The sequence below is a fragment of the Streptomyces sp. NPDC019224 genome (assembly GCF_040632605.1).
Lineage (GTDB): Bacteria > Actinomycetota > Actinomycetes > Streptomycetales > Streptomycetaceae > Streptomyces.
Genome location: NZ_JBEYCF010000029.1, coordinates 20,246 through 47,190, shown reverse-complemented (window position 1 = coordinate 47,190; position 26,945 = coordinate 20,246). Strand labels below are relative to the sequence as shown.

Genomic DNA, 26,945 nt, shown 5'->3' with positions numbered 1-26,945 from the left:
CAAGTGTCGCCACCTGCGGACCGGCCGGACAACGGACCCCCCGTGCGGAGCGAACGCCGGGTGTCCGCCGCCTGACGGGATTACGCCATGGCAGTCACTCGCCAGCCCGAAAATCCCCATCGGCCTGCGGAGTTGGCCACGCTGCTGGGCACCGGGCGCCTCCCTCCGAGGCAACCGGACACCTTCTTTTCTGGAGACCATCGATGAGACCTACGAGGCCATGGCAGCGGACCGCCGCCGGACTCGCCGCCGCCGCCCTGCTCGCGGCGGTGGCCCCCGCCGCCTCCGCCGGCACCCCGGCGGACGGCACCCAACCGCTCAGCACCGCTGACGGCGGCCGGGCGGTGACCGTCACCCTGATCACCGGTGACGTGGTCGAGGCCCGCGTGGACGGCGCCGGCCGCGTCCTGACGGCGGGCCTCCGGGACGGCGACGGCACCGGACACGCCGCGGCCACCTGGCAGGACGGCAGGCGGACCTACGTGTTCCCGCAGGGCGTCGAGCGCCTGGTGGACGCCGGCCTCGTCGACGCCTCGCTCTTCGACATCGGCCGGCTCGTCGCCGACGGATACGACGACGCCCACACCGACACCCTGCCCGTCGTCGTCGAGTACGCCGGCGGCCGGAGCCTGCGCGGCGCCGCCGTCCCCGGCACCCGGACCACCGCCACCCTGGAGTCCATCGGCGGCGCCGGCCTCGCCATCAGCAAGGAGTCCGCCGCCGACGCCTGGCAGAAGCTCGCCCCCGGCACCGCGCGGACCGCCCGGGCCGCCGGCGGCGTCAGCAAGATCTGGCTCGACGCCAAGGTCAAGGGCACGGCCGTCAGCGACCTCGGCACCCCGACCGTCCCCCTCACCGGCGCCACGACCGCGCACCGGGCCGGGCTCGACGGCTCCGGCGTCAAGGTCGCCGTCCTGGACAGCGGTGTCGACGCCGACCACCCCGACCTCGCCGGACGCGTCGCCGCGAGCAAGACCTTCGTCGGCACCCCGGCCACCGACGACCGCACGGGCCACGGCACCCACACCGCGTCCACCGTCGCCGGCACCGGCGCCGAGTCCCGCGGCGCCTACGCGGGCATGGCCCCCGAGGCGGACCTGCTCATCGGCAAGGTCCTCGGGGACGACGGCTCCGGCAGTCTCAGCGGCATCGTCAACGGCATGGAATGGGCGGTCGACCAGGGCGCCCGGGTCGTCTCCATGTCGCTCGGCTCCGACGGCGACACCGCCTGCGCCGGACCCGGTGTCGAAGCGGTGGAACGCCTCAGCGACAAGGCCCTGTTCGTCATAGCCGCCGGCAACGCCTCGGTGCACGGCTCTGTTTCCACGCCCGGCTGCGCGCCCAGTGCCCTGACCGTCGGCGCGGTCGACCGCGAGAACGCCACCGCGTCGTTCTCCAGCCGAGGCCCCTCCGTCGACGGTGTGAGCGCCAAGCCGGACATCGCCTCCCAGGGCGTCGGCGTGGTCGCCGCCAACTCCGGCGGGCGCGGCGACCAGGCGTACCAGGAGATGTCCGGCACCTCCATGGCGACCCCGCACGTCGCGGGCGGCGCCGCGCTGCTGCTCCAGCAGCACCCGGAGCTGACCCCGGCCGGTGTCAAGGCCCTGCTGACCTCGTCCGCCAAGGCCACGGACGCGCCCGTCCTGGAACAGGGCGCGGGCCCGATGGACGTCGCCCGCGCGGTGTCCCAGCCGGTCACCGCCCCGCCCGTGCCGCGCCTGGGTGACTTCGCGTACCCGCAGCGCGACCTCGACCCGGTGGACAAGACGGTCACCCTGACGAACGTGACCGCCAAGGACGTGCGCCTGAGCCTGCGCGTCGAGGACGTCCGGGGCGACGACGGCAGCCGCGTCTCCGGCTTCGCGCGCGCCGGCCGCACCACGGTCACCGTCCCGGCCGGGGGAACCGCCGACGTGCCGGTCCGCATCGACCCCGGCGCCCGGCTCTCCGCCGGGGCGTACGGCACCGTCACCGGCCGCCTCGTTGCCACCGGGGCGCACGGCGTCCGCGTCACCGTCCCGTTCGGCGTGCACATGGAGGTCCCGTCCGCCGACCTGACCGTCAAGGGTCTGGACCGGCACGGCGACCCGGCGTCCTCGCCGTCCGCCTTCCAGCTGTTCGACGACCACCGCGACACGGCGATGCGCTACACCATCGGCTACCCCGACGCGGGCAGCACCACGATCCGGGTGCCGATCGGCACCTACTCGCTGAGCGGTCTGATCATGACGCGCGACGAGCCGGGCGACATCGGCAGCGTCGAGTCCGTCAGCCAGCTCTACCGCGAGAAGCTGACCGTCTCCGGCGACACCGAGGTCACGCTCGACGCCCGGGACGCGCAGCGCGTCTCCTGGGACACCGAACGCCCCAGCCAGAGCGCCGGCTTCGCCATCGGCCTCGCCCTCGGCATCGACGACTCGCGTCGCCTCCGGGCCGGTTACTTCACCTCCGTGCCGTCCTACGTCAAGGGGATCTACGCCGAGACCGTGCACGGCGACGACCGGCTGACCTTCCTCGCCTCCACCCGGCAGACCGCGCCGCGCGCCGCACTCACGATCACCGGCGGCCGGGTCCTCGACTCGCTCCCGGTGCAGAAGGGGACCGAGTTCGACGGCAAGGGCTCCGCGCCGGTCACGTACATCGGCAAGGGCATCGAGGCGAACTTCGCCGCCCACGACCTGACGGGCCGCATCGCGCTCGTCGACGCGGGCACCGGCGGCGGCAACGCCTTCATCTGGGCCGCGGCCGCCAAGAAGGCGGGCGCCGCAGGTGTGCTGGCGGCGTCCCCGGACAACGAGGGCCGGTTCCAGCTGACCGGCCAGGAGGGCGTCCCGCAGGCCACGATCACCGCGGCCGACTCGCGGGCGATCAGGGCCGCGCTGGAGGAGGGCGACGTCAGCCTGTCCTGGTCCGGTACCGCGACCGACCGCAGCCCGTACGTCTACAACCTGGCCTACGCCTCGCACGGCTCGATCCGCACCGGCACCCAGCGCGTCCGTGACCGCGACCTCGCGGAGACCGACGCCCGCTACCACGTGCAGGGCACCGACGACGCGACGTACTGGTCGGACGTCAAGGTCGGCGCGTCCGGCATCCCCGCGGTCTGGGCCGGCGGCACCACCCTGCCCCTGCACGCGCCGCAGCAGCGCACCGAGTACTTCACCCCGTCCGGGAGCGACGGGCTGACGTGGACCACCCTGATGCGCCGGGACCTGGGGCCGTACAACACCGCCTACGACGGACCGCGTGAGATGGACAAGGGCCGTACGACGTCCCAGTGGTACAAGTCGCCCTACGGCCCCGTCCGCAACACCTACGCCCAGCCGCTGATGACCCGGGAGAGCAACCGCCTGGGCTTCGCCGTCGCCCCGTTCGGTGACGCGGGCGGGCACGACTCCACCCTCGGGCCGCTCGACTACGGCACCCGGCAGCTGCTGGTCGACGGCGAGCCGCAGAACCCGGTCTCCGGCACCTACGACCTGCCCCGCGAGAAGGCCGAAGTGACGTTCCGGCAGCGGTGGCAGCGCCGTGCCGGTGTGCTCGACCGCACGGGTCTCGCCTACGCCACCGAGTGGGCCTTCACCACCGACGCGTCGGTCCAGGGCGCGCAGCACCTGCTGGTCCCGGTGCTCGACGTACCGTCCGACCTGCGCAACTCCCGGCCGGTGGGGGAGCCGACCACGATCGGCCTGAGCGCCGTCACCGACGACGCCGTCCTGCCGGCCACGCTGGAGAAGGTGCGCCTGGAGTACGCGTACGGCACCGAGACCACCGTCGACCCGGTCACCGACTGGCACGACGCCTCCGCCACGCACTCCCGTGACGGGTGGCGGGCGCTGCTTCCGGGTGACGCCCCCGCCGGCACGTTCGTGCACCTGCGGGTCACGCTCACGGACAAGGAAGGCGCCCGGGTGAGCCAGACCATGATCAGGGCGTACGAGGTGCGCTGATCCCCTGCGGCGGGGTGGCGGGGCGGGTGTGGTCTCCGGCACAGGAGGCCGGCGCCCCGCCTCCCCGCTCGTACGGTTTGCGCACGTCGCGGGGGCGGTGGCGGGTCCGGGACCCACCGGCCCGTCCCGGGGCGGTGACGGACATCTCTACCCCCGGGCCCGCCGGACTGGCACTGTGGTCGGAGCCCGGCCGGGAGCTGGGCGCTCCTCCTGCCGGCCGACCGAACGAGATGCCATGACCGCGACTGCCGCCCCCCTCACCGCTGCCCGCCGCCGCGCCCGCACCGGCGGACCCGACGACGGCCCCGAGCTGCTGGAGCACGTTCTGGGCTGGACCCTCGTGGTCGTCGTCGCCATGCTCGTCACCCAGCTCGGCCTGCTCTGAGCCGTACGCACGCGACAGGGGCGGGGAGCCCGAGCGGCTCCCCGCCCCTCGGCGTCTCCGGCGCGCGTATGGATTTGGCATGAACGCATAAAAACAGTCCGCCGGGAACCACGGACGGACCGGACCGGTCGGGTCGATGGTTCGTACCAATCCCGTCGATCTCCGCGGCTTCCGAACTCCGTTGATCCGTATGTTCGGTCAACCGGTGACGGATGCCGTCCGATCGGGCATACTCGACCCGCCACAGCCGCCTGCCTGCGCCTCTCGTAATCCGGGAGGGCAACATCGGCTGGGCAGAAGTGATTTCGGGCATCGCCCGGAGATCCCCCCGGCGGCGCCGTTCACACCCCGCGCGCGCGACCGCCGCAACGCCCGACAGGGAGGAGAGCGCCGTCATGTCCGACCGTGCCCCGCAGTGGGTCGAACGCCGACTGCCCACCGAGGAGTCCAGCCAGCTCATCGACCTCGTCCGCGACATCGCCCAGCGGGAGATCGCGCCGCGGGCGGCCGAGGAGGAGGAAGCGGGCCGCTTCCCCCGCGAGGTCTTCACCCTGCTCTCCGAGTCCGGTCTGCTCGGCCTGCCCTACGACTCCGAACACGGCGGCGGCGACCAGCCGTACGAGGTCTACCTCCAGGTACTCGAAGAGCTCAGCGCCGCCCGGCTCACCATCGGCCTCGGCGTCAGCGTCCACTCCCTGGCCTGCCACGCGCTCGCCGGCTACGGCACCAAGGAACAGCGGACCGAACACCTCCCGGCGATGCTCTCCGGCGGCCTGCTCGGCGCCTACTGCCTCTCCGAGCCCGCCTCCGGCTCCGACGCCGCCTCGCTGCGCACCAAGGCCGTGCGGGACGGCGACGACTGGGTCGTCACCGGCACCAAGGCGTGGATCACACACGGCGGCATCGCCGACTTCTACACCGTGCTGGCCCGCACCGGCGTCGAGGGCCCCCGGGGCATCACCGCCTTCCTCGTCCCCGGTGACGCCGCCGGGCTGAGTGCGGCCGTCCCCGAGAAGAAGATGGGCATGAAGGGCTCGCCCACCGCCCAACTCCACTTCGACGGCGTGCGCGTCCCCGACGCCCGGCGGCTCGGCGACGAGGGTCAGGGCTTCGCGATCGCCCTGTCCGCCCTCGACTCCGGCCGGCTCGGCATCGCCGCCTGCGCCATCGGCGTGGCCCAGGCCGCGCTGAACGAGGCCCTCGGCTACGCCACCGGCCGCAAGCAGTTCGGCCGGCCCATCGCGGACTTCCAGGGGCTGCGGTTCATGCTGGCCGACATGGCCACCCGGATCGAGGCCGGCCGCGCGCTCTACCTGGAGGCCGCCCGGCTGCGGGACGCCGGCCGCCCCTTCTCGCGCCAGGCCGCCATGGCCAAGCTCTTCTGCACGGACGCCGCGATGCAGGTGACCGTCGACGCGGTCCAGGTGCTCGGCGGGTACGGCTACACGCAGGACTTCCCCGTCGAACGCCTCATGCGCGAGGCCAAGGTGCTCCAGATCGTCGAGGGCACCAACCAGATTCAGCGGATGGTCATCGCCCGCCACCTCGCGGGCCCCGAGTCCCGCTGACCCGCAGCGGCCGCTCCGACCACACGGGCGTCGTCATGATCCGGTTCCAGTCCTGGTCATGGCGGCCCGGCAGCGTCCGGCCGGCGCTCTCCCAGTGCCGCAGCAGCGCCCGGTAGATCGGCGGATCGGCCGAGTGCGGCGCCGAGCGGGGCGGTTCGGACTGCGACGCCGGTACGGAACCGGGCTGCGGAACCGATTCTTCCTCTTCGGGGGCCGGAGCGGCGAGACGGCGGCGACCGGGGCCGCCCGTGGAGTGCAGCAGGGTCATACCGGGCCAACGCCACAGGGCGCTGCGGGGTCACCGGCTGTTCGATTCGGGCGAATGTTCGCCCTGTTCTCCCCGGCTGCCGGGCCGCTCGCGCACCCCGGCCGCACGTTCGGGAGGGGAGGCTCAGGCGGCCTCGCGCCGGGGCACCCGGATCGGGCGGGAACCCGCACCGCCGGCGTGCGAGAAGGGCTGCGTCCGCCAGTCGAGCCCCTGCGGAAGCGTCAGCAGCAGTGCGGTCTCCTGCTCCTGCGGGCCGTCCGCCTCAGCGGGCCGCGTCCCGGCGGCACGTCCTGTGCCGGGGCACACGGTGAGCACGAACGGGTTCCACGGGGACGGGCACAGCGCGTGCTCCGGGAGCACGTCCTCGTCCGCCAGGAGCGCGATGGGCTGCGCGCAGTCCGGGCAGACGACCCGGTGCATCTCGAAGGTGTCGTACGCGTCGGGAGCGGCGTCGTCGAACGGATCAACGGGCTCCGGTTCGGTACGTTCGGTGAGCTTCAGGCTTGGCATGGGAAATCCCCCCTCGGATGGGCCGGCATGACGCTGTGGCCTCGGCCACAGCAAGCACTTCCCGCCACTGATCGGCCGTAATCGTTCCGTGTCCGACTACTGGCGCGTAAACCTGTGGTGTTGGTCACATGCCCGGCGCAGGTGCCGTCCCAGGGGCTGGGCGGCTGTGCCGAGAGCGACTCATGGCCATAGATTGATCCATATGGAGGAGCTGGACCGTCACATCGTGGAGTTGCTCGTCAAGGACGGGCGGATGAGCTACACCGACCTGGGCAAGGCCACCGGCCTGTCCACCTCGGCGGTTCATCAGCGCGTCCGCAGGCTGGAGCAGCGCGGGGTGATCCGGGGCTATGCCGCCGTCGTCGACCCCGAGGCGGTCGGTCTGCCGCTGACCGCGTTCATCTCGGTCAAGCCCTTCGACCCGAGCGCCCCCGACGACATCGCCGAACGGCTCGCCGGCGTCCCCGAGCTGGAGGCGTGCCACAGCGTCGCCGGCGACGAGAACTACATCCTCAAGGTGCGCGTGGCGACCCCGCTGGAGCTGGAGAACCTGCTGACGCGCATCCGCTCCCTCGCCGGCGTCTCCACCCGCACCACCGTGGTCCTGTCGACCCCGTACGAGGCGCGCCCGCCGCGGATCTAGTGCCGGACGCGCCCTGGGCGATTCGGCGGACCCCCTCCAGCCAGGGGGTGCGCACCGGGCACGTTCCGGCAGGCGGGAGACTGGTCCCCATGACCGAGAGCACCGCCCCCCAGAGCGAACACCGCACCGTGCTGCTGCGCGGTGGAGACGTCCACAGCCCCGCCGACCCCTTCGCCACCGCCATGGTGGTCGAACGCGGCCATGTCGCCTGGGTGGGCTCCGAGGGAGCCGCCGACGCCTTCGCGAGCGGCGTCGACGAGGTGATCGACCTTCGAGGGGCTCTGGTCACCCCCGCCTTCACCGACGCCCACGTCCACACCACCTCGACCGGACTGGCCCTCACCGGACTCGACCTCTCCGGCGCCCGCACCCTGGGCGACGCCCTCGCCCTCGTCCGCGCCCACGTCGCCGCGCATCCCGCCGACCGGGTCGTCCTCGGTCACGGCTGGGACGCCACGCGCTGGCCCGAGGGCCGCCCGCCCTCGCGCGCGGAGCTCGACGAGGCGGCGGCCGGGCGGCCCGTCTACCTGCCCCGGATCGACGTGCACTCGGCGGCCGTCACCACCGCCCTGCTCGACCTCGTCCCCGGCGTCACCGCGATGGCCGGATACCACCCCGAAGGCCCGCTGACCGGCGCCGCCCACCACGCGGTGCGCGCGGCCGCCCACAGTGCCGTCTCGCCCGCCCAGCGCGCCGAGGCCCAGCGGGCCGCGCTGCGCCACGCCGCGTCCCTGGGCATCGGCACGGTCCATGAGTGCGGCGGGCCCGACATCTCCGACGAGGAGGACTTCACCGGGCTGCTGAAGCTCGCCGCCGAGCAGCCGGGCCCCCGGGTCTTCGGCTACTGGGCCGAGGAGGTGGCCGACGAGAAGGACGCCCGGCGCATCCGCGAGCTCGGCGCCGTCGGCGCGGCGGGCGATCTCTTCGTGGACGGTTCGCTCGGCTCGCACACCGCCTGCCTGCACGAGCCGTACGCCGACGCCCCGCACACCGGCACCGCCCACCTGGACGCCGGCCGGATCGCGGCCCACGTCGCCGCCTGTACCGAGGCCGGGCTCCAGGCGGGCTTCCACGCCATCGGCGACGCGGCCCTCTCGGCGGTCGTGGAGGGTGTCAGGGCCGCGGCCGGGAAGGTGGGCCTGGGCCGGGTGCGCGCCGCCCGGCACCGCGTCGAGCACGCGGAGATGCTGACCCCCGAGACCATCGCCGCCTTCGCGGAGCTGGGCCTGACCGCCTCGGTCCAGCCCGCCTTCGACGCCGCGTGGGGCGGCGAGGAGGGCATGTACGCCCAGCGCCTCGGCTCCGGGCGGGCCGCCACCCTCAACCCCTACGCCGCGCTCCTGCGGGCCGGTGTGCCCCTCGCCTTCGGCTCGGACAGCCCGGTGACCCCGCTCGACCCGTGGGGGACCGTACGGGCCGCCGCCTTCCACCGGACGCTCGCGCACCGTGTCTCCGTACGGGCGGCCTTCACGGCGCACACCCGGGGCGGCTGGCGGGCCGTGGGGCGGGACGACGCGGGGACCCTGGTACCCGGCGCCCCGGCGGACTACGCGGTCTGGCGCACCGACGAGCTGGTGGTCCAGGCCCCGGACGACCGGGTCGCGCGGTGGTCGACCGACCCCCGCTCCGGGACGCCGGGGCTGCCCGACCTCAGCCCCGGCGCCGACCTCCCGGTGTGCCTGCGCACGGTTGTTCTCGGACAAACGGTCTACGTAAGGCCGAACGAGTGACGTGCGGGTGCGCCGCTCCGCCGATCGAAGGCCGGCCGGCTCTTCCGCTACCTGGGGATCTTCGGGACTGACCAGGCGATTTCGGTAATGAGCGCAGGTCAGGCCGCTATTGACAGAATGCGGCCATCGGCCGGTAGGTTCGGCCGAGTCCACCACAGGACGTCCGACCGGTGAAACCTCCACGCAGTCGTCGAACGCCGCTGGGTCACGGGGTGGTGTGCCGCACCGGCGCACCACCACTGACAGCCAGGTTCAGCGCCCGCGCCTCGGGGGCGAGGGAAGGTTTCAGCCGGACGGAGGGTGCGACCCGGGTGGGGCCCGGACGTTCAGTAGACAACGGCTCTAGGTCGACCCGCAGCCAGCGGGTCCCAGGTCGGCCCGAAGGACACCGGGCCCCGATCCGCACTTCTGTCCCCGATTCCGCTCTTCTGTCCGCCGCGGCCCCCGCGCCACCCCGACCGGGTCGGCATTCCGCGCCGCCGCGGTCGATATGGTGTGCATCTGCGTACGGACGTGAGGGGCAGTAAGTGAACGACGGCGGTCAGCGGCAATTCGGCCCGCTCGGCAGTGTCTTGGTGATCATCCCGACCTACGACGAGGCCGAGAACATCAAGCCGATCGTGAGCCGGGTGCGTACCGCCGTGCCGGACGCCCACATCCTGGTCGCCGACGACAACAGCCCCGACGGCACGGGCAAGCTCGCCGACGAGCTGGCCGCCGCCGACGACCACGTCCACGTGCTGCACCGCAAGGGCAAGGAGGGGCTCGGCGCGGCCTACCTCGCCGGCTTCCGGTGGGGCATGGAGCACGAGTACGGCGTCCTCGTGGAGATGGACGCCGACGGCTCGCACCAGCCCGAGGAACTGCCCCGGCTGCTCACCGCGCTCAAGGGCGCGGACCTGGTCCTCGGCTCCCGCTGGGTGCCCGGTGGCCGGGTGGTGAACTGGCCCAAGTCCCGCGAGTTCATCTCGCGCGGCGGCAGCACCTACTCCCGGCTCATGCTGGGGCTGCGGACCCGGGACGTCACCGGCGGTTACCGGGCCTTCCGCACCGAGACCCTCAAGGGCATCGGCCTGGACGAGGTCGCCTCGCAGGGCTACTGCTTCCAGGTCGACCTGGCCCGCCGGGCGGTCGAGGCCGGCTTCCACGTGGTCGAGGTGCCGATCACCTTCGTGGACCGCGAGGTCGGCGACTCCAAGATGAGCCGGGACATCCTGGTCGAGGCGCTGTGGCGGGTGACGGCCTGGGGCGTCACCACCCGGACGAACCGGGTGCTCGGCCGCCGTACGACCTGAGCCGGCCGGTCTCACCCCCTTACGGCGTACGGACGCGTGGCCAGGCACACTGGGGGCATGACGACCGGCACACCGCCCCCGACCGCCCGCAGGCGCTCGCGCGCCCGGACCTTCGCACCCCTCGCCGTCGCCGCCTGGGCGGTGCTGGAGATCTGGCTGCTGATGCTGGTGGCGGACGTCGCGGGCGGGCTGACCGTCGTGATCCTGCTGGCCGCCGGGATCGTCCTCGGCGCCGCGGTGATCAAGCGGGCCGGCCGTCGCGCGTTCCGCAATCTCACGGAGACGCTCCAGCGGACGCCGGGGCAGCCGGGCGCGGACGGCTCCTCGCCCGCAGCTCCCGAGAGCGGCCGGGGCAACGGCTTCCTGATGCTCGGCGGACTGCTGATCATGATCCCCGGCCTGATCTCGGACGTGGCCGGGCTCCTGCTCCTGGTGCCGCCGGTCCGCACGGCACTCAGCGGGTACGCGGAGCGCTCGCTGGACCGGCGCATGCGTACGGCGGCCCCCGGCGGCTTCTCGGACGCCTTCCGGCAGGCCCGCATCCACCGCCCGGACGGCAAGGTGGTCCAGGGCGAGGTGATCCGCGACGAGCCGCCCCGCCGGGACGAGAACCCCCGCCCGCCGCTGACGCCGTAGGCCGCCGGTCCGGGGCCGGCCGCCCGCTCAAGCCCGTCCGGCGACCGAGGCCCGTCTGTGGACGCCCCCGGACGGGCCCGAGCCCCTGGGAGCCCGCAAGGAAAACCCGGACGGGCCCGAGGCCCGGGGAGCCCGCAAGGAAAAGCCGCGGGCCCCGACACGCAAATGTGTCGAGGCCCGCGGCTCTGTCTCGGTGCCGTGCTACCCGGTCAAGCAGACTTCCTGCTGTCCCGAGGATGCACAGCGATATTCATCGCCCCGGAGCGCAGGACCGCCAGCCGCTCGGCCAGCACTTCCTCCAGCTCCTCGCGTGTGCGCCGCTCCATGAGCATGTCCCAGTGCGTACGCGCAGGCTTGCCCTTCTTCTCCTCGGGGCCGTCCCCGTCCACCAGGAGTGCCTGGGCGCCACACGCCTTGCACTCCCACTCCGGCGGAATTTCCGCCTCTACCGAGAACGGCATCTCGAATCGATGACCGTTCTGGCATGCGTACTCCACCGCCTGGCGCGGGGCCAGATCGATGCCGCGGTCCGTCTCGTAGCTGGTAACCACGAGTCGCGTGCCGCGGAGAGCTCGCTCACTCATGAATCGTGCCTCCCGGGCTTGTCGCCCACAGGACAGGTGTCGCTGTCGTCGTCAATCGGTCAACGTCCGGTCGGCGGCAAAGATTCCCGTTGCCGGTCATGCGTCGCCCGTCGTACCGCTGATTTTTCAGGTTTCCGAGGGTTCAAGTACCCGCCCATACCCGGTTTGTCACCTTTGACGGAAGTTGTCACCCAACGTTCGGCGACTTCCACTCGCGGCAACGGTCACCCGGGGCAGGCCAAAGGCGTACACTACCGGCCTTTTACTTCAACGTCTAAATCCGCTCGGGCACGGGGTTCCCGGCCGCCGCCACCGCACGCCTGACCGGTACCCGCGCGAGCAGCACCGAACCGACGACGAAGAAGACCACCAACGAGATGATCGCGTCCCGGTAGCTCCCGGTCAGCTGGTAGGCGAGACCGAACACCAGGGGCCCCAGCCAGCTCAGTCCCCGGTCGCTCATCTCGTACGCCGAGAAGTACTCGGCCTCCTTGCCGCGCGGCACCAGGTGCGAGAACAGCGAACGCGACAGTGCCTGGCTGCCGCCGAGCACCAGCCCGATCGCCGCCGCCAGCACATAGAAGAAGACCGGCGAGCCGGCCGGCAGGAAGTATCCGGCGACCAGGATCAGCGTCCACACGGCCAGGGAGGCCAGGATCGTGCGCTTCGCGCCGTACACCCGTGCCGTCCGCCCCATCGCGAGCGCCCCGGCGACCGCCAGTACCTGCACCAGCAGCACCGCTGTGATCAGCGTCGACTGGCCGAGGCCCAGCTCCTCGGAGCCGTACACCGACGCCTGCGAGATCACGGTCTGCACGCCGTCGTTGTAGACGAGGTAGGCGAGCAGGAAGGACAGGGTCAGCGGATGGCGCCGCATGTCCGCCAGCGTGGCCCGCAGCTGCCGCCACCCCGAGCCTCCCGCACCCACGGCGTCCCGGCGGGCCGTCGCCGCCGCGCGGTCGCGCAGCCGGCGCAACGGGATGACGGTGAAGACGCCCCACCACACGCCCGCCGCCGCCAGGCAGATCCGTACCGCCTCGGACTCGGAGAGGCCGAAGGAGTCGTGGCCCGAGTACAGGATCAGGTTGAGGACGAGGACCAGCGCCCCGGAGGTGTAGCCGAACGCCCAGCCCCGGGAGGAGACGTCGTCGCGCTCGTCCGGCTCCGCGATCTGCGGCAGGTAGGCGTTGTACAGCATCATCGCCACCGCTGTCGCGGCGTTCGCCACGATGAGCAGGAAGGCGCCGAGCAGATAGCGGTGGCCGTCCAGGAAGAACATCGCGGTCGTCGCGGCGGCGCCGGTGTACGCCGCCGCCGCGAGGAGCGGCTTCTTGCGTCCCGTACGGTCGGCCGCCGCGCCCACCACGGGCATCAGCACGATCGCCAGGACGAGCGAGGCGGAGACCGCGTACGCGAACAGCGACCCGGCGCGGACCGGGACGCCGAGCGGGTGGACGAAGCCGTCGGGGTCCGCCGCCGCCTTCGCGACCGAGGTCAGATACGGGCCGAGGAAGACCGTGAGGACGCTCGTCGAGTAGACGGAGCACGCGAAGTCGTAGAAGTACCAGCCGCGTTGCTCCCTGCGCCGTTCGCCCGGGCCGCCGGGGCCGGTCGCGCCGTCGGCCGGCTCGGCGGTGTCTGCGGTCTCGGCCGTCATGGTGCCCCCTGGAGATCTCCCCGTGAAGACGCCACCCGGCCGGCGGCGGGTCAGACCCAGGCCCCCCGCTCGCTCAGCACCGTGCGCAGCGTCTCGATGTGATCGGTCATGATGCCATCCACACCGAGGTCCAGGAGAGCGGCCATCCGCTCCGGTTCGTTCACCGTCCACACGTGCACCTGCAGTCCCCGCGCATGGGCCTCGCGCACGAAGCGCCGGTCGACGATCCGGACGCCGCTCCGGCTCTCCGGCACCTGCGCGCACACCGCCCCGGCCCGCAGCGCCGCCGGGATGCCGTACGAGCGCAGCCGCAGCCCGAGGACGCCGCGCACACCGTACGAGGTGGCCAGGCGCGGGCCGGCCAGCCGGTGCGCCCTGGCGACCCGGGCCTCGGAGAACGAGCCCACGCACACCCGGTCCCAGGCGTCCGCCGAGCGGATCAGCCCCACCAGCGGCTCCAGGGCGGCCTCCGCCTTGACGTCCACGTTCCACCGGGCCCCGGGGAACGCCTCCAGCAGTTCCTCGAACAGCGGCAGCGGCTCCCGCCCGGCGACCCGGGCCCGGCGTATCTCGCTCCACGGCAGCTCCGCGAGACGGCCCCGGGCGTCCGTCACCCGGTCCAGCGTGGCGTCGTGGAAGGCCACCAGCCGGCCGTCCGCCGAGGCGTGCACATCGGTCTCGAAGTAGCGGTACCCGGCGCCGGCGGCGCGGCGGAAGGCGGCCGCCGTGTTCTCGATGCCGTCCGCCGCGCCGCCCCGGTGGGCGAACGCGAGCGGAGCGGGATGGTCCAGATAGGGGTGGCGTTCGGAAGTCACCGCCGCAGTATGGACTGCCGGGGCGCGACGGCCCCGGCCGAGGCGGCCCCGTCCTCCGGGATCGCGAAGACGCGCAGGAAGAGCTGGGCGAGCGGGCCGATCGCCAGCGCGTAGAGGACCGTGCCGACGCCGAGGGAACCGCCGAGCGCGAAGCCGGTGACCACGACGGCGACCTCGATCGCCGTGCGCACCAGCCGGATCGACCTGCCGGTCCGCCGGTGCAGCCCGGTCATCAGCCCGTCCCGGGGGCCGGGGCCGAACCGGGCACTGATGTAGAGGCCCGTCGCCACCCCGTTGAGGACGATCCCCGCCGCCATCACCCCGGCCCGCGCCACCAGCCCGTGCGCGTCGGGGACGAGGGCGAGCGTGCCGTCCATCGCCAGCCCCACGGCGAACACATTCGAGACCGTGCCCAGGCCCGGCCGCTGCCGCAGTGGAATCCACAGCAGCAGCACGATCGCGCCGATGACGATCGAGACCACGCCGATGCTGATCCCGGTCCGCTCCGCGAGCCCCTGGTGCAGCACGCCCCACGGCTCAAGACCGAGGCCGGCCACGACCAGCAGGGCCGAACTCGCCCCGTACAGCGCGAGCCCCGCGTACAGCTGGACCAGCCGTCGGGTGAGGTGTGCCCCCTGCGGGGCGAGGGTCTTGGACAAGAGGTGCCCCCTGGTGTGGTGGTGTTGGACTGCTCCGTGTCACTCTGTGGCAGGTGATTGGCCCCCAACCATGGCCAATCCGAGGAAGGTGGACTGATTTTCATGGCGCAGTGGACTTCGGCGGTCGGGGCGTCTCAGCTGGCCCGGCAGCTCCAGGCCCAGCAGCGGCGGCCGACGGTCCCCGGCAGCCGCCGCCCGCCCGCCTACCGCGCCCTCGCCGACGGCATCCGGCTGCTCGTCCTGGAGGGCCGGGTCGCGGTCGCCGCCCGGCTCCCGGCCGAACGCGAACTGGCCGCCGCCCTCGCCGTCAGCCGCACCACGGTCGCCGCCGCCTACGAGGCGCTGCGGGCCGAGGGCTTCCTGGAGTCCCGGCGCGGCGCCGGCAGCTGGACATCGGTCCCGGCGGGCAACCCGCTGCCCGCCCGCGGCCTGGAACCGCTGCCGCCCGAGGCCCTGGGCTCCATGATCGACCTGGGCTGCGCCTCGCTGCCGGCCCCCGAGCCCTGGCTGACCCGGGCCGTCCAGGGCGCCCTGGAGGAGCTGCCGCCGTACGCGCACACCCACGGCGACTACCCCGCCGGGCTGCCCGCCCTGCGGCAGATGATCGCCGACCGGTACACCGCCGACGGCATCCCGACCATGCCCGAGCAGATCATGGTCACCACCGGCGCGATGGGTGCGATCGACGCCATCTGCCACCTCTTCGCCGGCCGCGGGGAGCGGATCGCGGTGGAGTCCCCGAGCTACGCCAACATCCTCCAGCTGATGCGCGAGGCGGGTGCCCGGCTGGTGCCGGTGGCCATGGAGGAGGGGCTCGGCGGATGGGACCTGAACCGGTGGCGCCAGGTCCTTTGGGACGCCGCCCCCCGCCTCGGCTACGTCGTCGCCGACTTCCACAACCCCACCGGCGCGCTGGCCGACGAGGACCGCCGCCGGGCACTGGTGGACGCCGCGCGCTCGGCCGGCACGGTCCTGGTCGTCGACGAGACGATGCGGGAGCTGCACCTCGACGAGGACGTGGCGATGCCGCGCCCGGTCTGCGCGTTCGACCCGGCCGGCAGCACGGTCCTGACCGTGGGTTCGGCGAGCAAGGCGTTCTGGGCGGGCATGCGGATCGGCTGGGTACGGGCCGCGCCCGACGTGATCCGCAGCCTGGTCGCCGCCCGCGCGTACGCCGACATGGGCACCCCGGTCCTCGAGCAGCTGGCGGTCAACTGGCTGATGCGCACCGGCGGCTGGCAGGACGCCGTGCGGCTGCGCCGGGAACAGGCCCGCGGCAACCGCGACGCGCTCGTCGCCGCCGTGCGCCGGGAGCTGCCGGAGTGGGAGTTCTCCGTGCCGGCCGGCGGGCTGACGCTCTGGGTGCGCACCGGCGGCCTCTCCGGCTCGCGGCTCGCGGTGGCCGGGGAAGGGGTCGGGGTGCGCGTGCCGTCCGGGCCCCGGTTCGGGGTCGACGGGGCCTTCGAGGGCTACGTACGGCTGCCGTTCACGGTCGGCGGGCCGTTGGCGGACGAGGCGGCCCAGCGTCTCGCCCAGGCCGCCCGCCTGGTCGGCGCGGGCGCCGGGGCGGGCATGGAGGCACCGCGCACGTTCGTGGCCTGAGCGACGAGAGGGGCTGTGCCCCCGGGGCAGCCCAGGAACGGCGGAGGAGGGCCCGGCGCACTGCCGGGCCCTCCTCCGCCGCTTCCCCGCGTCAGTCGCCGACGGCCACGGCCTCCACCCCGGCGGGCCCGGCCGCGGTCTCCGCCATCACCGGTTCCGGCACGCCCGCCTCGACCGCCGTGCGCCGCTCGGGCAGCAGGCTCAGCACCGCCGCGCGCTGCGCCTCGCTGGTGGCGTCGTCGTACGGGTCGGGCGTGGCCGGGACCTGGATGCGCAGGACCGGTCCCGCGCCGAACCGGGCGTAGCCGCGGCCGGGCGGGACGTCCGGCGGCGGGGTGGTGTGCGGGGCGGTGCCGAGCACCGACTCGATCTGCTCGGCGGAGCAGCGGCCGAGTACCACCCGGGCCCGGGTGTGGGTCCTGACGGTCTCGCCGAGGCCGTCGAGGTGGTCGAACGCCTCGGCCAGCACCACGACGACGTTGGCGGCCCGGCCGTGCCGCAGCGGCATCTGGAGCAGTTCCTGCGCGCCGGGCGTCCCGTCGGCGGCCGGCCGGGCGAGCGCGCTCGGGCGGTCCAGCAGAATCCACAGCGGGCGCGTGAGGTCCTCGGGGACGGGGTCGCCGGCCTGCCGGGCGCGGTTCGCCTCGATCAGCCGGCGTTCCGTCTCGTTGGCCGCCCACTCCAGGGTCGACAGGGCGCCGACCGGCCCGCACTCGACGGCCAGGACGCCTTCGCGCCCGGTGAAGCAGGCGTACTCGCCGGTGCCGCTGCCCTCGACGATCAGGATGTCGCCGTACTGGAGCGCCTGGAGGGCGATGGACCGCAGCAGTGCGGTGGTGCCGCTGCCGGGCTGCCCCGCGACGAGCAGGTGCGGTTCGGTGGAGCGGGCCCCGGTGCGCCAGACGACGCCGGGGGCGTCCCGGGTGCCGGTGCCGTCGTTCACGGGGAGCGTGCGCTGCACGGCGTCGTCGTCCGTGAAGCCGAGGACGGTCTCCCCGGGGGCGGTGACGAAGCGCTGGGCGGTGAGGGAGGTGGGCAGGGCGGCGAGCACGCTCATCACGAGCCGGTTGCCCTCCTCGTCCCAGTCGAAGTGGTACTCCCGGCCGCGGCCCGACTTGGCGTGCAGCAGCTGCTCGATCCGGGCCCGGGACCCGGGCTCGCTGTCGGTGAAGTACGCGGGATACGAGACCTGGAGCCGGGAGACGCGGCCGTCGCCGTCGAACTCGTAGCCGCTGAAGGCCTTCTCCCACTCGCCGCCGTGGCTGAACAGCGGGCTGGGGTCCTCGGCCGTGGAGAAGTACGGCACGAGCGCCTCGTACAGGGCCCGCAGACGAGCGGTCTCCGCCTCGTCGGGGCCGGTCTTGACGGGGGTGCGGTCCCGTCCCTTCCATGCGGCGGCGCCCATCACCGCGACGAGGGCCAGCAGCGGCCCGTACGGGATGAGCGCGACCACGAGTACGCAGGCCGCGACGAGGAACAGCGCGGAGCCACGCCGGTCCTTGGGCGTCGCGGCCCACTTGTGCCGTCCTGTGACGGCCAGCACCCGCAGACCACGCGTGAGCGTGATCAGTGGATGGAGCACGTCGGTGGCGCTGTCGGCGGCCGTGCGCGCGATCTCCCGACTGCGGGTGATCGAAGCGCTGCCGCTGCTCAGAATGCGGGGGAGTGGTCGCCGGGCCACGTCTGTCTCCTGTGTCTCCTGAAGGCCGGTGCGGGGGCGGAGGGTCAGAACTTGATCCCGCCCAGGAGCCCGGCCAGGCTCGCTCCGCCCGCGGTGATGCTCGGTGCGATGGCGGTGCCGGCCAGGTAGAAGCCGAACAGCGCGGTCACGAGGGCGTGCGATGCCTTGAGGCCGTCCTTCCTGAAGAACAGGAAGACGATGATGCCGAGGATGACGACGCCTGACATGGAAAGGATCATGAGTGGTTCTCCTGGTCGGGGGGACAGTCACCATGAGTCCTTCCAGGCTCACCCCAAGTATCCGTGAGATAAAAGGCGCAATCGGGTGAAAAGGGTGATTATCCACTCGATCGGCGGACGCGAAGCCCGGACCGGGGCACGCGCCCGTAGGGGCAGTACCCTGTCGGTTCACTCGCACGGCCCCCGCCGTGCACGTCCCGGCCGCCGACGGCGCCGCGAACGGTCAAGGAAGGCGGTACCCGATGAGCGAAACCCCCGATCCCGAGGTGGTGGAGCTGGCGTCCAGGGTGTTCGACCTGGCGCGCGGCGGCGACACCGACACCCTTGCCGCCTACGTGGACGCCGGTGTGCCCGCCGACCTCACCAACGAGCGGGGTGACTCGCTGCTGATGCTCGCCGCCTACCACGGGCACGCCCCCGCGGTCACGGCCCTCGCCGCCCGCGGCGCCGACCCGGACCGGGCGAACGACCGGGGCCAGACCCCGCTCGCCGGAGCGGTCTTCAAGGGTGAGGAAGCGGTGGTCCGCGCCCTCCTCGACGCGGGTGCCGATCCGGCCTCCGGAACGCCCTCCGCGGTGGACACCGCACGCATGTTCGGCAAGGACGACCTGCTGGAACTCTTCGGCGCCCGCTGAACGGGTTCGCCGTAAATGTGGTCGCGGTGGCGAAATGGCTGGGTCATCATGACGTCGCGGGCCCGATCCGGGCCACCCGACGAGAGGCAGGGAAGATGGTCTGCACCAGGCAGAAGACGGCGGTCGGCCGATCATGTTGCTGCGCGGCCTAGTGCCTGCCCGGCACATGGAACTGCACAGTCCCGGTTGCGTCGACAGCTTGATGTGAGGCTTTCCCCATGTTCGATCCGTTCATAGCGCCGAGCGGCACCCTGCTCGGCCTGCTGCAGAGGGGCCGCGGCGACGGCACGCTCCACGCGCTCGCCGCACCGCGCTCCGAGGCCCTGGCGGCTCTCAACCACTGCGTCCTGAGCGACCCCCGCCACGACTGGCAGGTGGAGAACCGCTCCCTGTACTACGCACGCCTCTACCTCGACCTCGACGGCGGTGTCGAGGAGATCGAGCGGCACCTGTCCGACCCCGAGGACCACCTCGACACGGACGACTCACGGACCGGCCTCGCCCTGTCCGTCCTCGGTCACCTCGCCTCCTACGGACGCGGCGACGCCCTCACCCTGCTGCGACGCTACGCCGCGACCGGCTCCAACTGGGCCTGGGCCCTCGACGAGCTGGCCCTGCGCGACGACGACGCGGGCCTGCGCTCCCTCGCCGAACCCGTGCTCGCCCGTTTCCCCGACGACCCCGAGGGCCGCGCCGGACTGGCCGCCACCGTCCGGGACGCCTACGAGCCCCGCCCCTGGCGCCTGTGGGCCGACGACCCGCGCGAGACGGTCGGCGCCCGCGTCCGGGCCGCCTCCGAGCAGGGCTCCTTCGACCGCTGGCAGCGCCAGATGCGCCCCGGCGGCCCGCGGCCCGGCTGGAGCGTCCAGGCGGTCTTCGACTGGGCGCGGCAGGGAATGGAGCGCGGCAGCACCCTGCACGTACCGGCCGCCCGCTGCCTCGCCGCCGTCGCCGGCCCCGAGGACCGGCCCGAGATCGTCGAGGCCGCCCGCAGCGGACCCGACGCCGCCCGCTGCGCGGCCCTCCACTATCTGGCCGCCGAGGTGCGCGACCCCGTCGTGCTCGACCTCATCGAGACCGCCGCAGCCGAACCCCGGGGCCCCGTCGCCGACGCGGCCGTCGCCGCCTTCGAGCGCATGTGCGGCGAGGACGCCGTGGAGCGCGCCCGCCGCTGGGCCCGCAGGCCCGACGCCCTCGGCGCATCGGCGGCCGGCGTGCTGGCCGGACGCGGCGGTCCGCAGGACGCCCCCGCGGTGCTCGGCGCCCTGCGCGACGCCGTACGCGGCGACGGACCGGACGCGCCCCGGCTGTGGGCGCTGGTCGACGGCGCCGGCCGGCTGGGCATCGCCTGCGCCGCCCCCGTACTGCGCCACATCTACCGGGAGACGTCCTCCTCCCAGCTGCGCGGCCGGACCGCCCGAGCCCTGGCCGCCACCGACCCGTCCTTCGCCACCGGATTCGCCGTCGAGTGCCTGTGGGACTGCGAGGAGACGACCCGCGAGGTCGCCGCACTCCACGCCGAGACCGGCGACCTGCGCGTGGCCGAACGGCTGCGCCGGCTGGCCGCCGACCCCGCCGAGGAGGCCGAGGTCCAGTCGGCGGTACGCAGCAGGATCGGCCCGGACGCCCCGGCGGTCTGAACCGCCGGACACCGTCCCCTACGAGGGCCGCGCAAGGCCCTGGGAGCGCAGCGCGTCGGGGGCGCGCCGCTCCCCGCCCTGTTCCGTGATCACCGGGCGGCGGGCCAGTATGGGGGCATGACCGGGCGCTGGGAGTTCTGGATCGACCGTGGCGGCACCTTCACCGATGTGGTGGGACGGCGCCCCGACGGGCAGCTCGTCACCCGCAAGCTCCTCTCCCACGACCCGGACCGCTACCGGGACGCCGCCGTCGCCGGAATCCGGCTGATGCTGGGGCTCGGACCCGACGAGCCGGTCCCCGCCGACCGGGTCGCCGCAGTGAAGATGGGCACCACCGTCGCCACCAACGCCCTGCTGGAGCGGCGCGGCGAACCGACCGTCCTGGTCGTCACCGAAGGATTCCGGGACGCCCTGCGCATCGCGTACCAGAACCGCCCCCGCCTCTTCGACCGCCGCATCCTGCTCCCGGAAGCCGTGTACGACCGGGTCATCGAGGTTCCCGAGCGCATCGACGCCCACGGCCGCACCCTCACCCCGCTGGACCGGGAGGCCGTCGCCGCCCGGCTCCGCGAGGCCCGCGCCGACGGGCTGAGCAGCGCGGCCGTCGTCCTGATGCACGGCTACCGCCACCCCGCCCACGAGCAGGCGGTCGCCGCCGAGGCCAGGACCGCCGGGTTCACCCAGATCAGCTGCTCCCACGAGGTCAGCCCGCTGATCAAGCTCGTCCCGCGCGGCGACACCACCGTCGTCGACGCCTACCTCTCACCGATCCTGCGCCGGTACGTCGACTCGGTCGCCGCCGAACTGCCCGGGATCCGGCTGATGTTCATGCAGTCCAACGGAGGCCTGCGCGAGGCCGCCCACTTCCGGGGCAAGGACGCGGTGCTCTCCGGGCCGGCCGGCGGGGTGGTCGGCATGGTCCGCACCTCCGCGCAGGCCGGCCACGACCGGGTCATCGGCTTCGACATGGGCGGCACCTCCACCGACGTCTCGCACTACGCGGGCGAATTCGAACGCGAACTGGGCGCCGAGGTCGCGGGCGCGCGGATGCGCGTCCCCATGATGAACATCCACACCGTCGCGGCCGGCGGCGGCTCGGTCCTGCACTTCGACGGCCGGCGCTACCGGGTCGGCCCCGACTCCGCGGGGGCGGTGCCCGGCCCCGCCTGCTACCGCCGGGGCGGGCCGCTGACCGTCACCGACGCCCAGGTCATGCTGGGCCGCATCCACCCGGCGCACTTCCCCGCCGTCTTCGGCCCCGACGGCGACCGGCCCCTCGACGCGGACATCGTGCGCGAGCGCTTCGAGGAACTGGCCGAGGAGGTCGCCCGGGCCACCGGCACCAAGCGGACGGCGGCCGAGACCGCGGCCGGCTTCCTGGAGATCGCGGTCCTCTCCATGGCCGGCGCGGTCAAGAAGATCTCCGTGCAGCGCGGGCACGACATCACCCGCTACGCCCTCACCGGCTTCGGCGGGGCCGGCGGCCAGGCCGTCTGCGCCGTCGCCGACGCCCTCGGCATCGACACCGTCCTCGTGCCGCCGCTGGCCGGTGTGCTGTCCGCGTACGGCATCGGTCTCGCCGACGCCACCGCGATGCGCGAGCAGTCCTTCGAGGCCGTCCTGGACGCCGAGGCCGAGAACCGCGTACGGGAGCTGTGCGACGAGCTCGCCGCCCGTACGAGCGCCGACCTGCGCGCCGACGGCGTGCCCCCTCACGCCGTCTCCACCCGCGCCCGGGTGCTGCTGCGCTACGAGGGCACCGACGCGAGCCTGCCCGTCGCCCTGGACACGGCCGATGCCATGACCGGGGCGTTCACCCGGGAGCACCGCGCCCGCTACGGCTTCACGGCCGACCGCCGGCTCGTCGTGGAGACCGTCTCCGTCGAGGCCACCGGGACCGCCGGCGGCCACGCGGAGCTCCGGCCGGCCGGGCGCGACGAGGGCGCCCCCACCACCCCGCGCCCGTACGACACCGTGCGGATGTTCGCCGACGGCCGGTGGCGGGAGGCCCCGCTCCACCGCAGGGCCGACCTCCGGGTCACCGACACGGTCATGGGGCCCGCCGTCGTCGCGGAGGCCGACGCCACCACCGTCGTCGACCCCGGCTGGCAGGCCGAACTCGCCGCCGGCGGGCACCTCGTCCTCACCCGCGCCCGCCCGCGCCCGGCCCGGCAGGCCGTCGGCACCCGGGTCGACCCGGTGATGCTGGAGGTCTTCAACAACCTCTTCATGTCCATCGCCGAGCAGATGGGCGTGACCCTGGAGAACACCGCCCGCTCCGTCAACATCAAGGAGCGCCTCGACTTCTCCTGCGCGCTGTTCGACGCGCACGGCAACCTCATCGCCAACGCACCCCACATCCCGGTACACCTCGGCTCCATGGGGGAGTCCATCAAGGAGGTCCTGCACCGCAACGCCGGCACCATGCGCCCCGGTGACGTCCACGCCATCAACGACCCGTACCACGGCGGCACCCACCTGCCCGATGTCACCGTCGTGACGCCGGTCTTCGACGAGAGCGGTGAGGAACCGGTGCTGAAGTTCCTGGTGGCCTCGCGCGGCCACCACGCCGAGATCGGCGGCATCACCCCCGGCTCCATGCCCGCCTTCAGCCGGACCGTCGACGAGGAGGGCGTCCTCTTCGACAACTGGCTTCTGGTACGGGACGGCACCTTCCGCGAGGACGCCACCCGCGAACTCCTCACCACCGCCCCGTACCCCTCCCGCGACCCCGAGACGAACCTCGCCGATCTGCGCGCCCAGATCGCCGCCAACGAGAAGGGCATCGCCGAACTGCGCGCCATGACCGACCAGTTCGGGACCGAGGTCGTCGAGGCCTACATGGGCCACGTGCAGGACAACGCCGAGGAGTCGGTGCGCCGCATCATCGCCGGGCTGTACGACGGCCACTACCGCTACGAGACGGACAACGGTGCCGTGATCGAGGTGACCCTCACCGTCGACCGCGAGGCCCGCAGCGCGGTCATCGACTTCACCGGCACCTCACCGCAGCAGCCGGGCAACTTCAACGCCCCGAAATCCGTGGTCATGGCCGCCGTGCTGTACGTCTTCCGCACCCTGGTCGCCGACGACATCCCGCTCAACAGCGGCTGCCTCACCCCGCTGGAGATCAGGGTCCCGGAGGGCTCGATGCTCGCGCCCGTCCCGCCCGCCGCCACGGTCGCCGGCAACGTCGAGACCTCGCAGGCCGTCACCGGCGCCCTGTACGCGGCCCTGGGCGTCCAGGCCGAGGGGTCCGGCACCATGAACAACCTCACCTTCGGCAACGACCGGGTGCAGTACTACGAGACCGTGGCCAGCGGCTCCGGCGCGGGCGAGGATTTCGACGGCACCGACGCCGTCCAGACCCACATGACCAACTCCCGCCTCACCGACCCCGAGATCCTGGAGTGGCGCTACCCGGTCCTGCTGGAGAGCTTCCGGGTGCGCGAGGGCAGCGGGGGAGCGGGCCGCCACCGCGGCGGCTGCGGGGTGGAGCGCCGCATCCGCTTCCTCGAACCGGTCACCCTGGCCCTGCTCACCGGACACCGCCGCGTGCCCCCGTACGGCATGGCGGGCGGCGAACCCGGCGCGCTCGGCAGCCAGCACATCGAACGCGCCGACGGCGGCCGCACCGAGCTGGAGGGCTGCGACAGCGCGGACGCCGGCGCGGGCGACGTGCTGGTGCTGCGCACCCCTGGGGGCGGAGGCTACGGGAAGCCGAGCGAGGGGGACGGGCACGGCTGAGCCCCGGACGGGCGGGCGGGAGGCGGGCGCGCGCCGCGCGTGACCGGGGCGCCGGGAGCGGCCCTTCTGCGCCGTTTCGACCGTTGTCGGTGTGAGGACCTAATCTGTGCACCGTGACTTCGCCTGCCTACACGGACAACGCTGCGCCCCAGCTCAGCGCGGGGCCGCGGCCCGCACCGGGCCCGGCCGCCGACGAGGGGCTGTCGCGTCGGCTGCGCGCGCTCGCCTGCACGGCGCCGCTGCACGATCTGGACGTGCGCAAGGCGAACCTCGCCGGTGAGTACAGCGGCTACGCGATGGCCGAGGTCGCCCTCGCGGCGATCGACCACGTCACGCTCAACATGGACTTCGACACCGGCGCGGATCACGACCAGATAGTGACCAGGCTCCTCCCGCGCATCGCCGCCCAGGCCCCCGCCCGCCCCGCCGCCGAGCACGAACGGGTCGCCCGCTGGGTCCTGGAGAACCTGATCAACGTCGGCAGCGTGGACCGCGGATTCCGCGCGGTCTACGGCACCTTCGGCCCCGACGGCGTCTACGTCCGCCGCGACTACGACTTCAAGCTGATCGAGGAGGTCCCCGGGCACGGCGGCAGCGTCTACCTGAGGGCCACCGACGAGGCGGTCAACGTCCTGGTCGGCGCCCTCGACACCGACGTCACCAGCGCCCAGATCGCCGCCGAGGTGAAGCTGGAGGTCCTGATCAGCCGGGGCAGGCTGGCCGACGCCCAGCTCGCCGCCGAGCAGGCCCGCTACCGGACCGTGCAGTACGCGGAGACGCTGCGCAAGACGCTCGACGCCACCCGGCGCAACGTCCGCGCGGTCGACTGGCTCAACGCGGTGCCCGACATGATCGCCGAGGCGCTGGACCACGTAGCCGACCGCTACCGCCACGAGAACGCGATCCTCACCAACATCCGCAAGGCCCGCGACGAGGCCGAGGACCCCGAGCCCAAGCGCCGCGCCGCCGAACTCGTCGACATCGTCAAGGACTGCATCCGCCGCCACACCCAGCTCCAGTCCCGGCTGCTGGAGGCCGGCCCCCTCTTCCGGGCCGAGCAGGACCGCCAGGCCTTCGCCGCACCCGCCGCCCGCACCGGCCTCGACCTCTACGGACAGCTCCTCGGCCCCCTGCTGCCGCTCCCCGTCGAGCAGGCGAGCCGCGCGACCGACGCCTTCTTCGCCCACGGCACGGGCCTGCGCACCCCGGTCTCCGTGCGGGTGGGCGACCTGGTCGACCTGCTCCTCAGCCCGCCCCCGGCCCGCGAACACCTCGGCGCCGAGATGCCCGAGCCGGACCTGATCGCCACCCCGGACGACAGCCGCTTCAGCGAGGAGCAGCTGGCCGCCGCCATGGAACTGCTCGACCTGGAGCACGACGCGCCGCGCCGGCTCTCCGGCCTCCTGGCCGACGCCCGCCGGCGCGACCCCGATCTGCCCTACCTGGTCGCCCTGCTCGCGGTGCACGCCGCGAGCCCCCCGGTCGGTACCGCCTACCGCCAGGGCGAGCGCCGCCTGCTGTTCTCCGTCGACGACGGCACCCCGCTCGACGACGAGGAGTTCGGCGGCGCCGACCTGATCGTGGGCACGGCCCTGCTCGACGCCGCCGGCATGGCCGCGGCCCGCTCGGAGGCGCCGTGACGCCCCGCTCTTCCCCGGCCGGCGGCAGCCCTCTCCGTACGGCTTTGCCCAGCACCCCCCGCAGTACCTTCCGCAGCAAGGAGCGAGTGTCGTGAGCGACCACCACGCAGAGCACGCCGACGCGTGGAGCGAGCCCGCCGACCGGCCCGCCCCCGCCTACGCGCCCGACCGGCCCGCCCCCGCCCCGGCCGCCCTCATTCCGGCGGACGCGGCCGACGCCGCCAGACTCGTCTCCTTCGGCCTCCAGCCCAAGCTGCTGCCCGCCCGCGACGCCGAGTACGCCGAACTGCTGCGCCGCTACCGGGAGGACCCCGCCTTCGCCCGGCTCGCCGACGCCGTCGCCACCGGCCTCGGCCTCATCGTCCTGGAGGTCTCCCCCCGGGCCGGCATGGCCGTCACCGCGGGCGAGGACTCGGTCTTCGCCGTCCGCATGGGCGACTACGCGCGCCGCGCCTCCTCGGACAGCGCCGACCGCTTCCTGCACGGCCTCGCCCACCTCGCCGTCGCCGCCATGGCCTTCCCGCGCCCCGAGGACCTCGCCGACGACGCCTACATCGGCCGCATCACGGTCAACGGCGTCGACGCCTTCGTCCGCCAGGCATGCGACAGGCTGGAGGAACGCGCCGAGGAACAGGGCGACAACACCGACCCGGCCAGCGACGCCCCGGGCCTGGAGGCCGGCTGGCGCGTCTACGCCCGGCGCAGCGCCACTGGCGCCACCAAGGACGCCCGCCGCCTCGCCGGCTCCACCACCGGCATCATCGGCAAGGCCGTCGCCTTCCTCACCGACTCCGGCTTCCTCCAGCGCACCGGCGACGACGCCGGAGGCACCTACCGCACCACCGCCCGCTACCAGCTCCAGGTCCGCGACATGGCCGGCAGCGCCGCCATGGCCGAGCTCCTGGAGCTCGGCGTCGTCCCCGTCACCGACGGAAGCGCCACGCTGCTGCCGCCCCCGGACCCCGACGACCTGGAACTGGCGGCCGACGCCGGCCTGCCGTTCCACGGCTGACCGCCCCGCCACCCACGTCTTCCCCCCGCTCCCCGAACGACGAGAGTCC

Annotated in this window: 20 protein-coding genes; 13 read left to right on the top strand and 7 right to left on the bottom strand. The window is 73.6% G+C overall.

What is annotated here, in order from left to right:
• The first annotated feature begins 203 nt into the window (after positions 1 to 203).
• From ABZ564_RS19805 to ABZ564_RS19795, 3 genes are all read left to right on the top strand, one after another.
• Positions 204 to 3,950, top strand: coding sequence for a S8 family peptidase (locus ABZ564_RS19805; protein ID WP_360857818.1), 3,747 nt, complete (start codon positions 204 to 206; stop codon positions 3,948 to 3,950).
• 235 nt (positions 3,951 to 4,185) lie between these two features.
• Entirely contained in the window at positions 4,186 to 4,335 is a 150-nt protein-coding gene (locus tag ABZ564_RS19800; RefSeq protein ID WP_360857815.1) for an SCO1431 family membrane protein, read from the top strand.
• A gap of 395 nt (positions 4,336 to 4,730) precedes the next feature.
• Positions 4,731 to 5,903: an acyl-CoA dehydrogenase family protein gene (locus ABZ564_RS19795; RefSeq protein WP_360857812.1), complete on the top strand. Its 1,173-nt coding sequence runs from the start codon at positions 4,731 to 4,733 to the stop codon at positions 5,901 to 5,903.
• Positions 5,904 to 6,294: 391 nt separating this feature from the next.
• On the opposite strand, the gene ABZ564_RS19790 is transcribed toward ABZ564_RS19795, so the two are convergent.
• The gene (locus ABZ564_RS19790) at positions 6,295 to 6,681 is read right to left on the bottom strand and encodes a hypothetical protein (protein WP_360857809.1); all 387 of its coding nucleotides are present in this window, start codon (positions 6,679 to 6,681) and stop codon (positions 6,295 to 6,297) included.
• 202 nt (positions 6,682 to 6,883) lie between these two features.
• On the opposite strand from ABZ564_RS19790, the gene ABZ564_RS19785 reads away from it, so the two are divergent.
• The 4 genes from ABZ564_RS19785 to fxsA all read left to right on the top strand — a co-directional run bounded on the left by ABZ564_RS19785 (position 6,884) and on the right by fxsA (position 10,985).
• Positions 6,884 to 7,324, top strand: coding sequence for an Lrp/AsnC family transcriptional regulator (locus tag ABZ564_RS19785; protein WP_360857806.1), 441 nt, complete (start codon positions 6,884 to 6,886; stop codon positions 7,322 to 7,324).
• A gap of 89 nt (positions 7,325 to 7,413) precedes the next feature.
• A complete protein-coding gene (locus tag ABZ564_RS19780) occupies positions 7,414 to 9,054 on the top strand; it encodes an amidohydrolase (RefSeq protein WP_360857803.1) in 1,641 nt (546 codons plus the stop codon).
• A 527-nt stretch (positions 9,055 to 9,581) separates the two neighbouring features.
• Entirely contained in the window at positions 9,582 to 10,349 is a 768-nt protein-coding gene (locus ABZ564_RS19775) for a polyprenol monophosphomannose synthase (protein WP_360857800.1), read from the top strand.
• Between the two features lie 57 nt (positions 10,350 to 10,406).
• Positions 10,407 to 10,985, top strand: coding sequence for an FxsA family membrane protein (gene fxsA / locus ABZ564_RS19770; RefSeq protein ID WP_360857797.1), 579 nt, complete (start codon positions 10,407 to 10,409; stop codon positions 10,983 to 10,985).
• A gap of 209 nt (positions 10,986 to 11,194) precedes the next feature.
• On the opposite strand, the gene ABZ564_RS19765 is transcribed toward fxsA, so the two are convergent.
• The 4 genes from ABZ564_RS19765 to ABZ564_RS19750 all read right to left on the bottom strand — a co-directional run bounded on the left by ABZ564_RS19765 (position 11,195) and on the right by ABZ564_RS19750 (position 14,700).
• Positions 11,195 to 11,569 (bottom strand): RNA polymerase-binding protein RbpA, encoded by a 375-nt coding sequence (locus tag ABZ564_RS19765; protein ID WP_003959706.1) that lies wholly within the window; start codon positions 11,567 to 11,569, stop codon positions 11,195 to 11,197.
• A gap of 274 nt (positions 11,570 to 11,843) precedes the next feature.
• Positions 11,844 to 13,226, bottom strand: coding sequence for an MFS transporter (locus tag ABZ564_RS19760; protein ID WP_360857794.1), 1,383 nt, complete (start codon positions 13,224 to 13,226; stop codon positions 11,844 to 11,846).
• A gap of 50 nt (positions 13,227 to 13,276) precedes the next feature.
• On the bottom strand, positions 13,277 to 14,041 hold the full coding sequence (locus ABZ564_RS19755; RefSeq protein ID WP_360857791.1) for a glycerophosphodiester phosphodiesterase: 765 nt from the start codon (positions 14,039 to 14,041) through the stop codon (positions 13,277 to 13,279).
• Positions 14,038 to 14,700 (bottom strand): hypothetical protein, encoded by a 663-nt coding sequence (locus ABZ564_RS19750; protein WP_360857788.1) that lies wholly within the window; start codon positions 14,698 to 14,700, stop codon positions 14,038 to 14,040. The genes ABZ564_RS19755 and ABZ564_RS19750 overlap by 4 nt, the downstream gene beginning before the upstream one ends.
• A gap of 102 nt (positions 14,701 to 14,802) precedes the next feature.
• On the opposite strand from ABZ564_RS19750, the gene ABZ564_RS19745 reads away from it, so the two are divergent.
• Positions 14,803 to 16,302, top strand: a complete 1,500-nt coding sequence (locus ABZ564_RS19745; RefSeq protein WP_360857785.1) for a PLP-dependent aminotransferase family protein — start codon at positions 14,803 to 14,805, stop codon at positions 16,300 to 16,302.
• 91 nt (positions 16,303 to 16,393) lie between these two features.
• On the opposite strand, the gene ABZ564_RS19740 is transcribed toward ABZ564_RS19745, so the two are convergent.
• Together ABZ564_RS19740 and ABZ564_RS19735 are read right to left on the bottom strand one after the other, a co-directional pair.
• Positions 16,394 to 17,983: a hypothetical protein gene (locus tag ABZ564_RS19740; RefSeq protein WP_360857782.1), complete on the bottom strand. Its 1,590-nt coding sequence runs from the start codon at positions 17,981 to 17,983 to the stop codon at positions 16,394 to 16,396.
• A 44-nt stretch (positions 17,984 to 18,027) separates the two neighbouring features.
• Positions 18,028 to 18,222, bottom strand: coding sequence for a hypothetical protein (locus ABZ564_RS19735; protein WP_018103962.1), 195 nt, complete (start codon positions 18,220 to 18,222; stop codon positions 18,028 to 18,030).
• A gap of 242 nt (positions 18,223 to 18,464) precedes the next feature.
• Here ABZ564_RS19735 and ABZ564_RS19730 point away from each other — a divergent pair, with 242 nt between their 5' ends.
• From ABZ564_RS19730 to ABZ564_RS19710, 5 genes are all read left to right on the top strand, one after another.
• Positions 18,465 to 18,857 (top strand): ankyrin repeat domain-containing protein, encoded by a 393-nt coding sequence (locus ABZ564_RS19730; RefSeq protein WP_360857778.1) that lies wholly within the window; start codon positions 18,465 to 18,467, stop codon positions 18,855 to 18,857.
• Positions 18,858 to 19,075: 218 nt separating this feature from the next.
• Positions 19,076 to 20,497: a HEAT repeat domain-containing protein gene (locus tag ABZ564_RS19725; protein WP_360857775.1), complete on the top strand. Its 1,422-nt coding sequence runs from the start codon at positions 19,076 to 19,078 to the stop codon at positions 20,495 to 20,497.
• A 117-nt stretch (positions 20,498 to 20,614) separates the two neighbouring features.
• Positions 20,615 to 24,244 carry a hydantoinase B/oxoprolinase family protein gene (locus ABZ564_RS19720; RefSeq protein WP_360857772.1) on the top strand — a complete coding sequence of 1,210 codons (3,630 nt, stop codon included), beginning with the start codon at positions 20,615 to 20,617 and terminating at the stop codon, positions 24,242 to 24,244.
• A 113-nt stretch (positions 24,245 to 24,357) separates the two neighbouring features.
• Positions 24,358 to 25,884: a hypothetical protein gene (locus ABZ564_RS19715; RefSeq protein ID WP_360857769.1), complete on the top strand. Its 1,527-nt coding sequence runs from the start codon at positions 24,358 to 24,360 to the stop codon at positions 25,882 to 25,884.
• Between the two features lie 91 nt (positions 25,885 to 25,975).
• Positions 25,976 to 26,896 carry a hypothetical protein gene (locus ABZ564_RS19710; protein WP_360857767.1) on the top strand — a complete coding sequence of 307 codons (921 nt, stop codon included), beginning with the start codon at positions 25,976 to 25,978 and terminating at the stop codon, positions 26,894 to 26,896.
• Positions 26,897 to 26,945 lie beyond the last annotated feature (49 nt).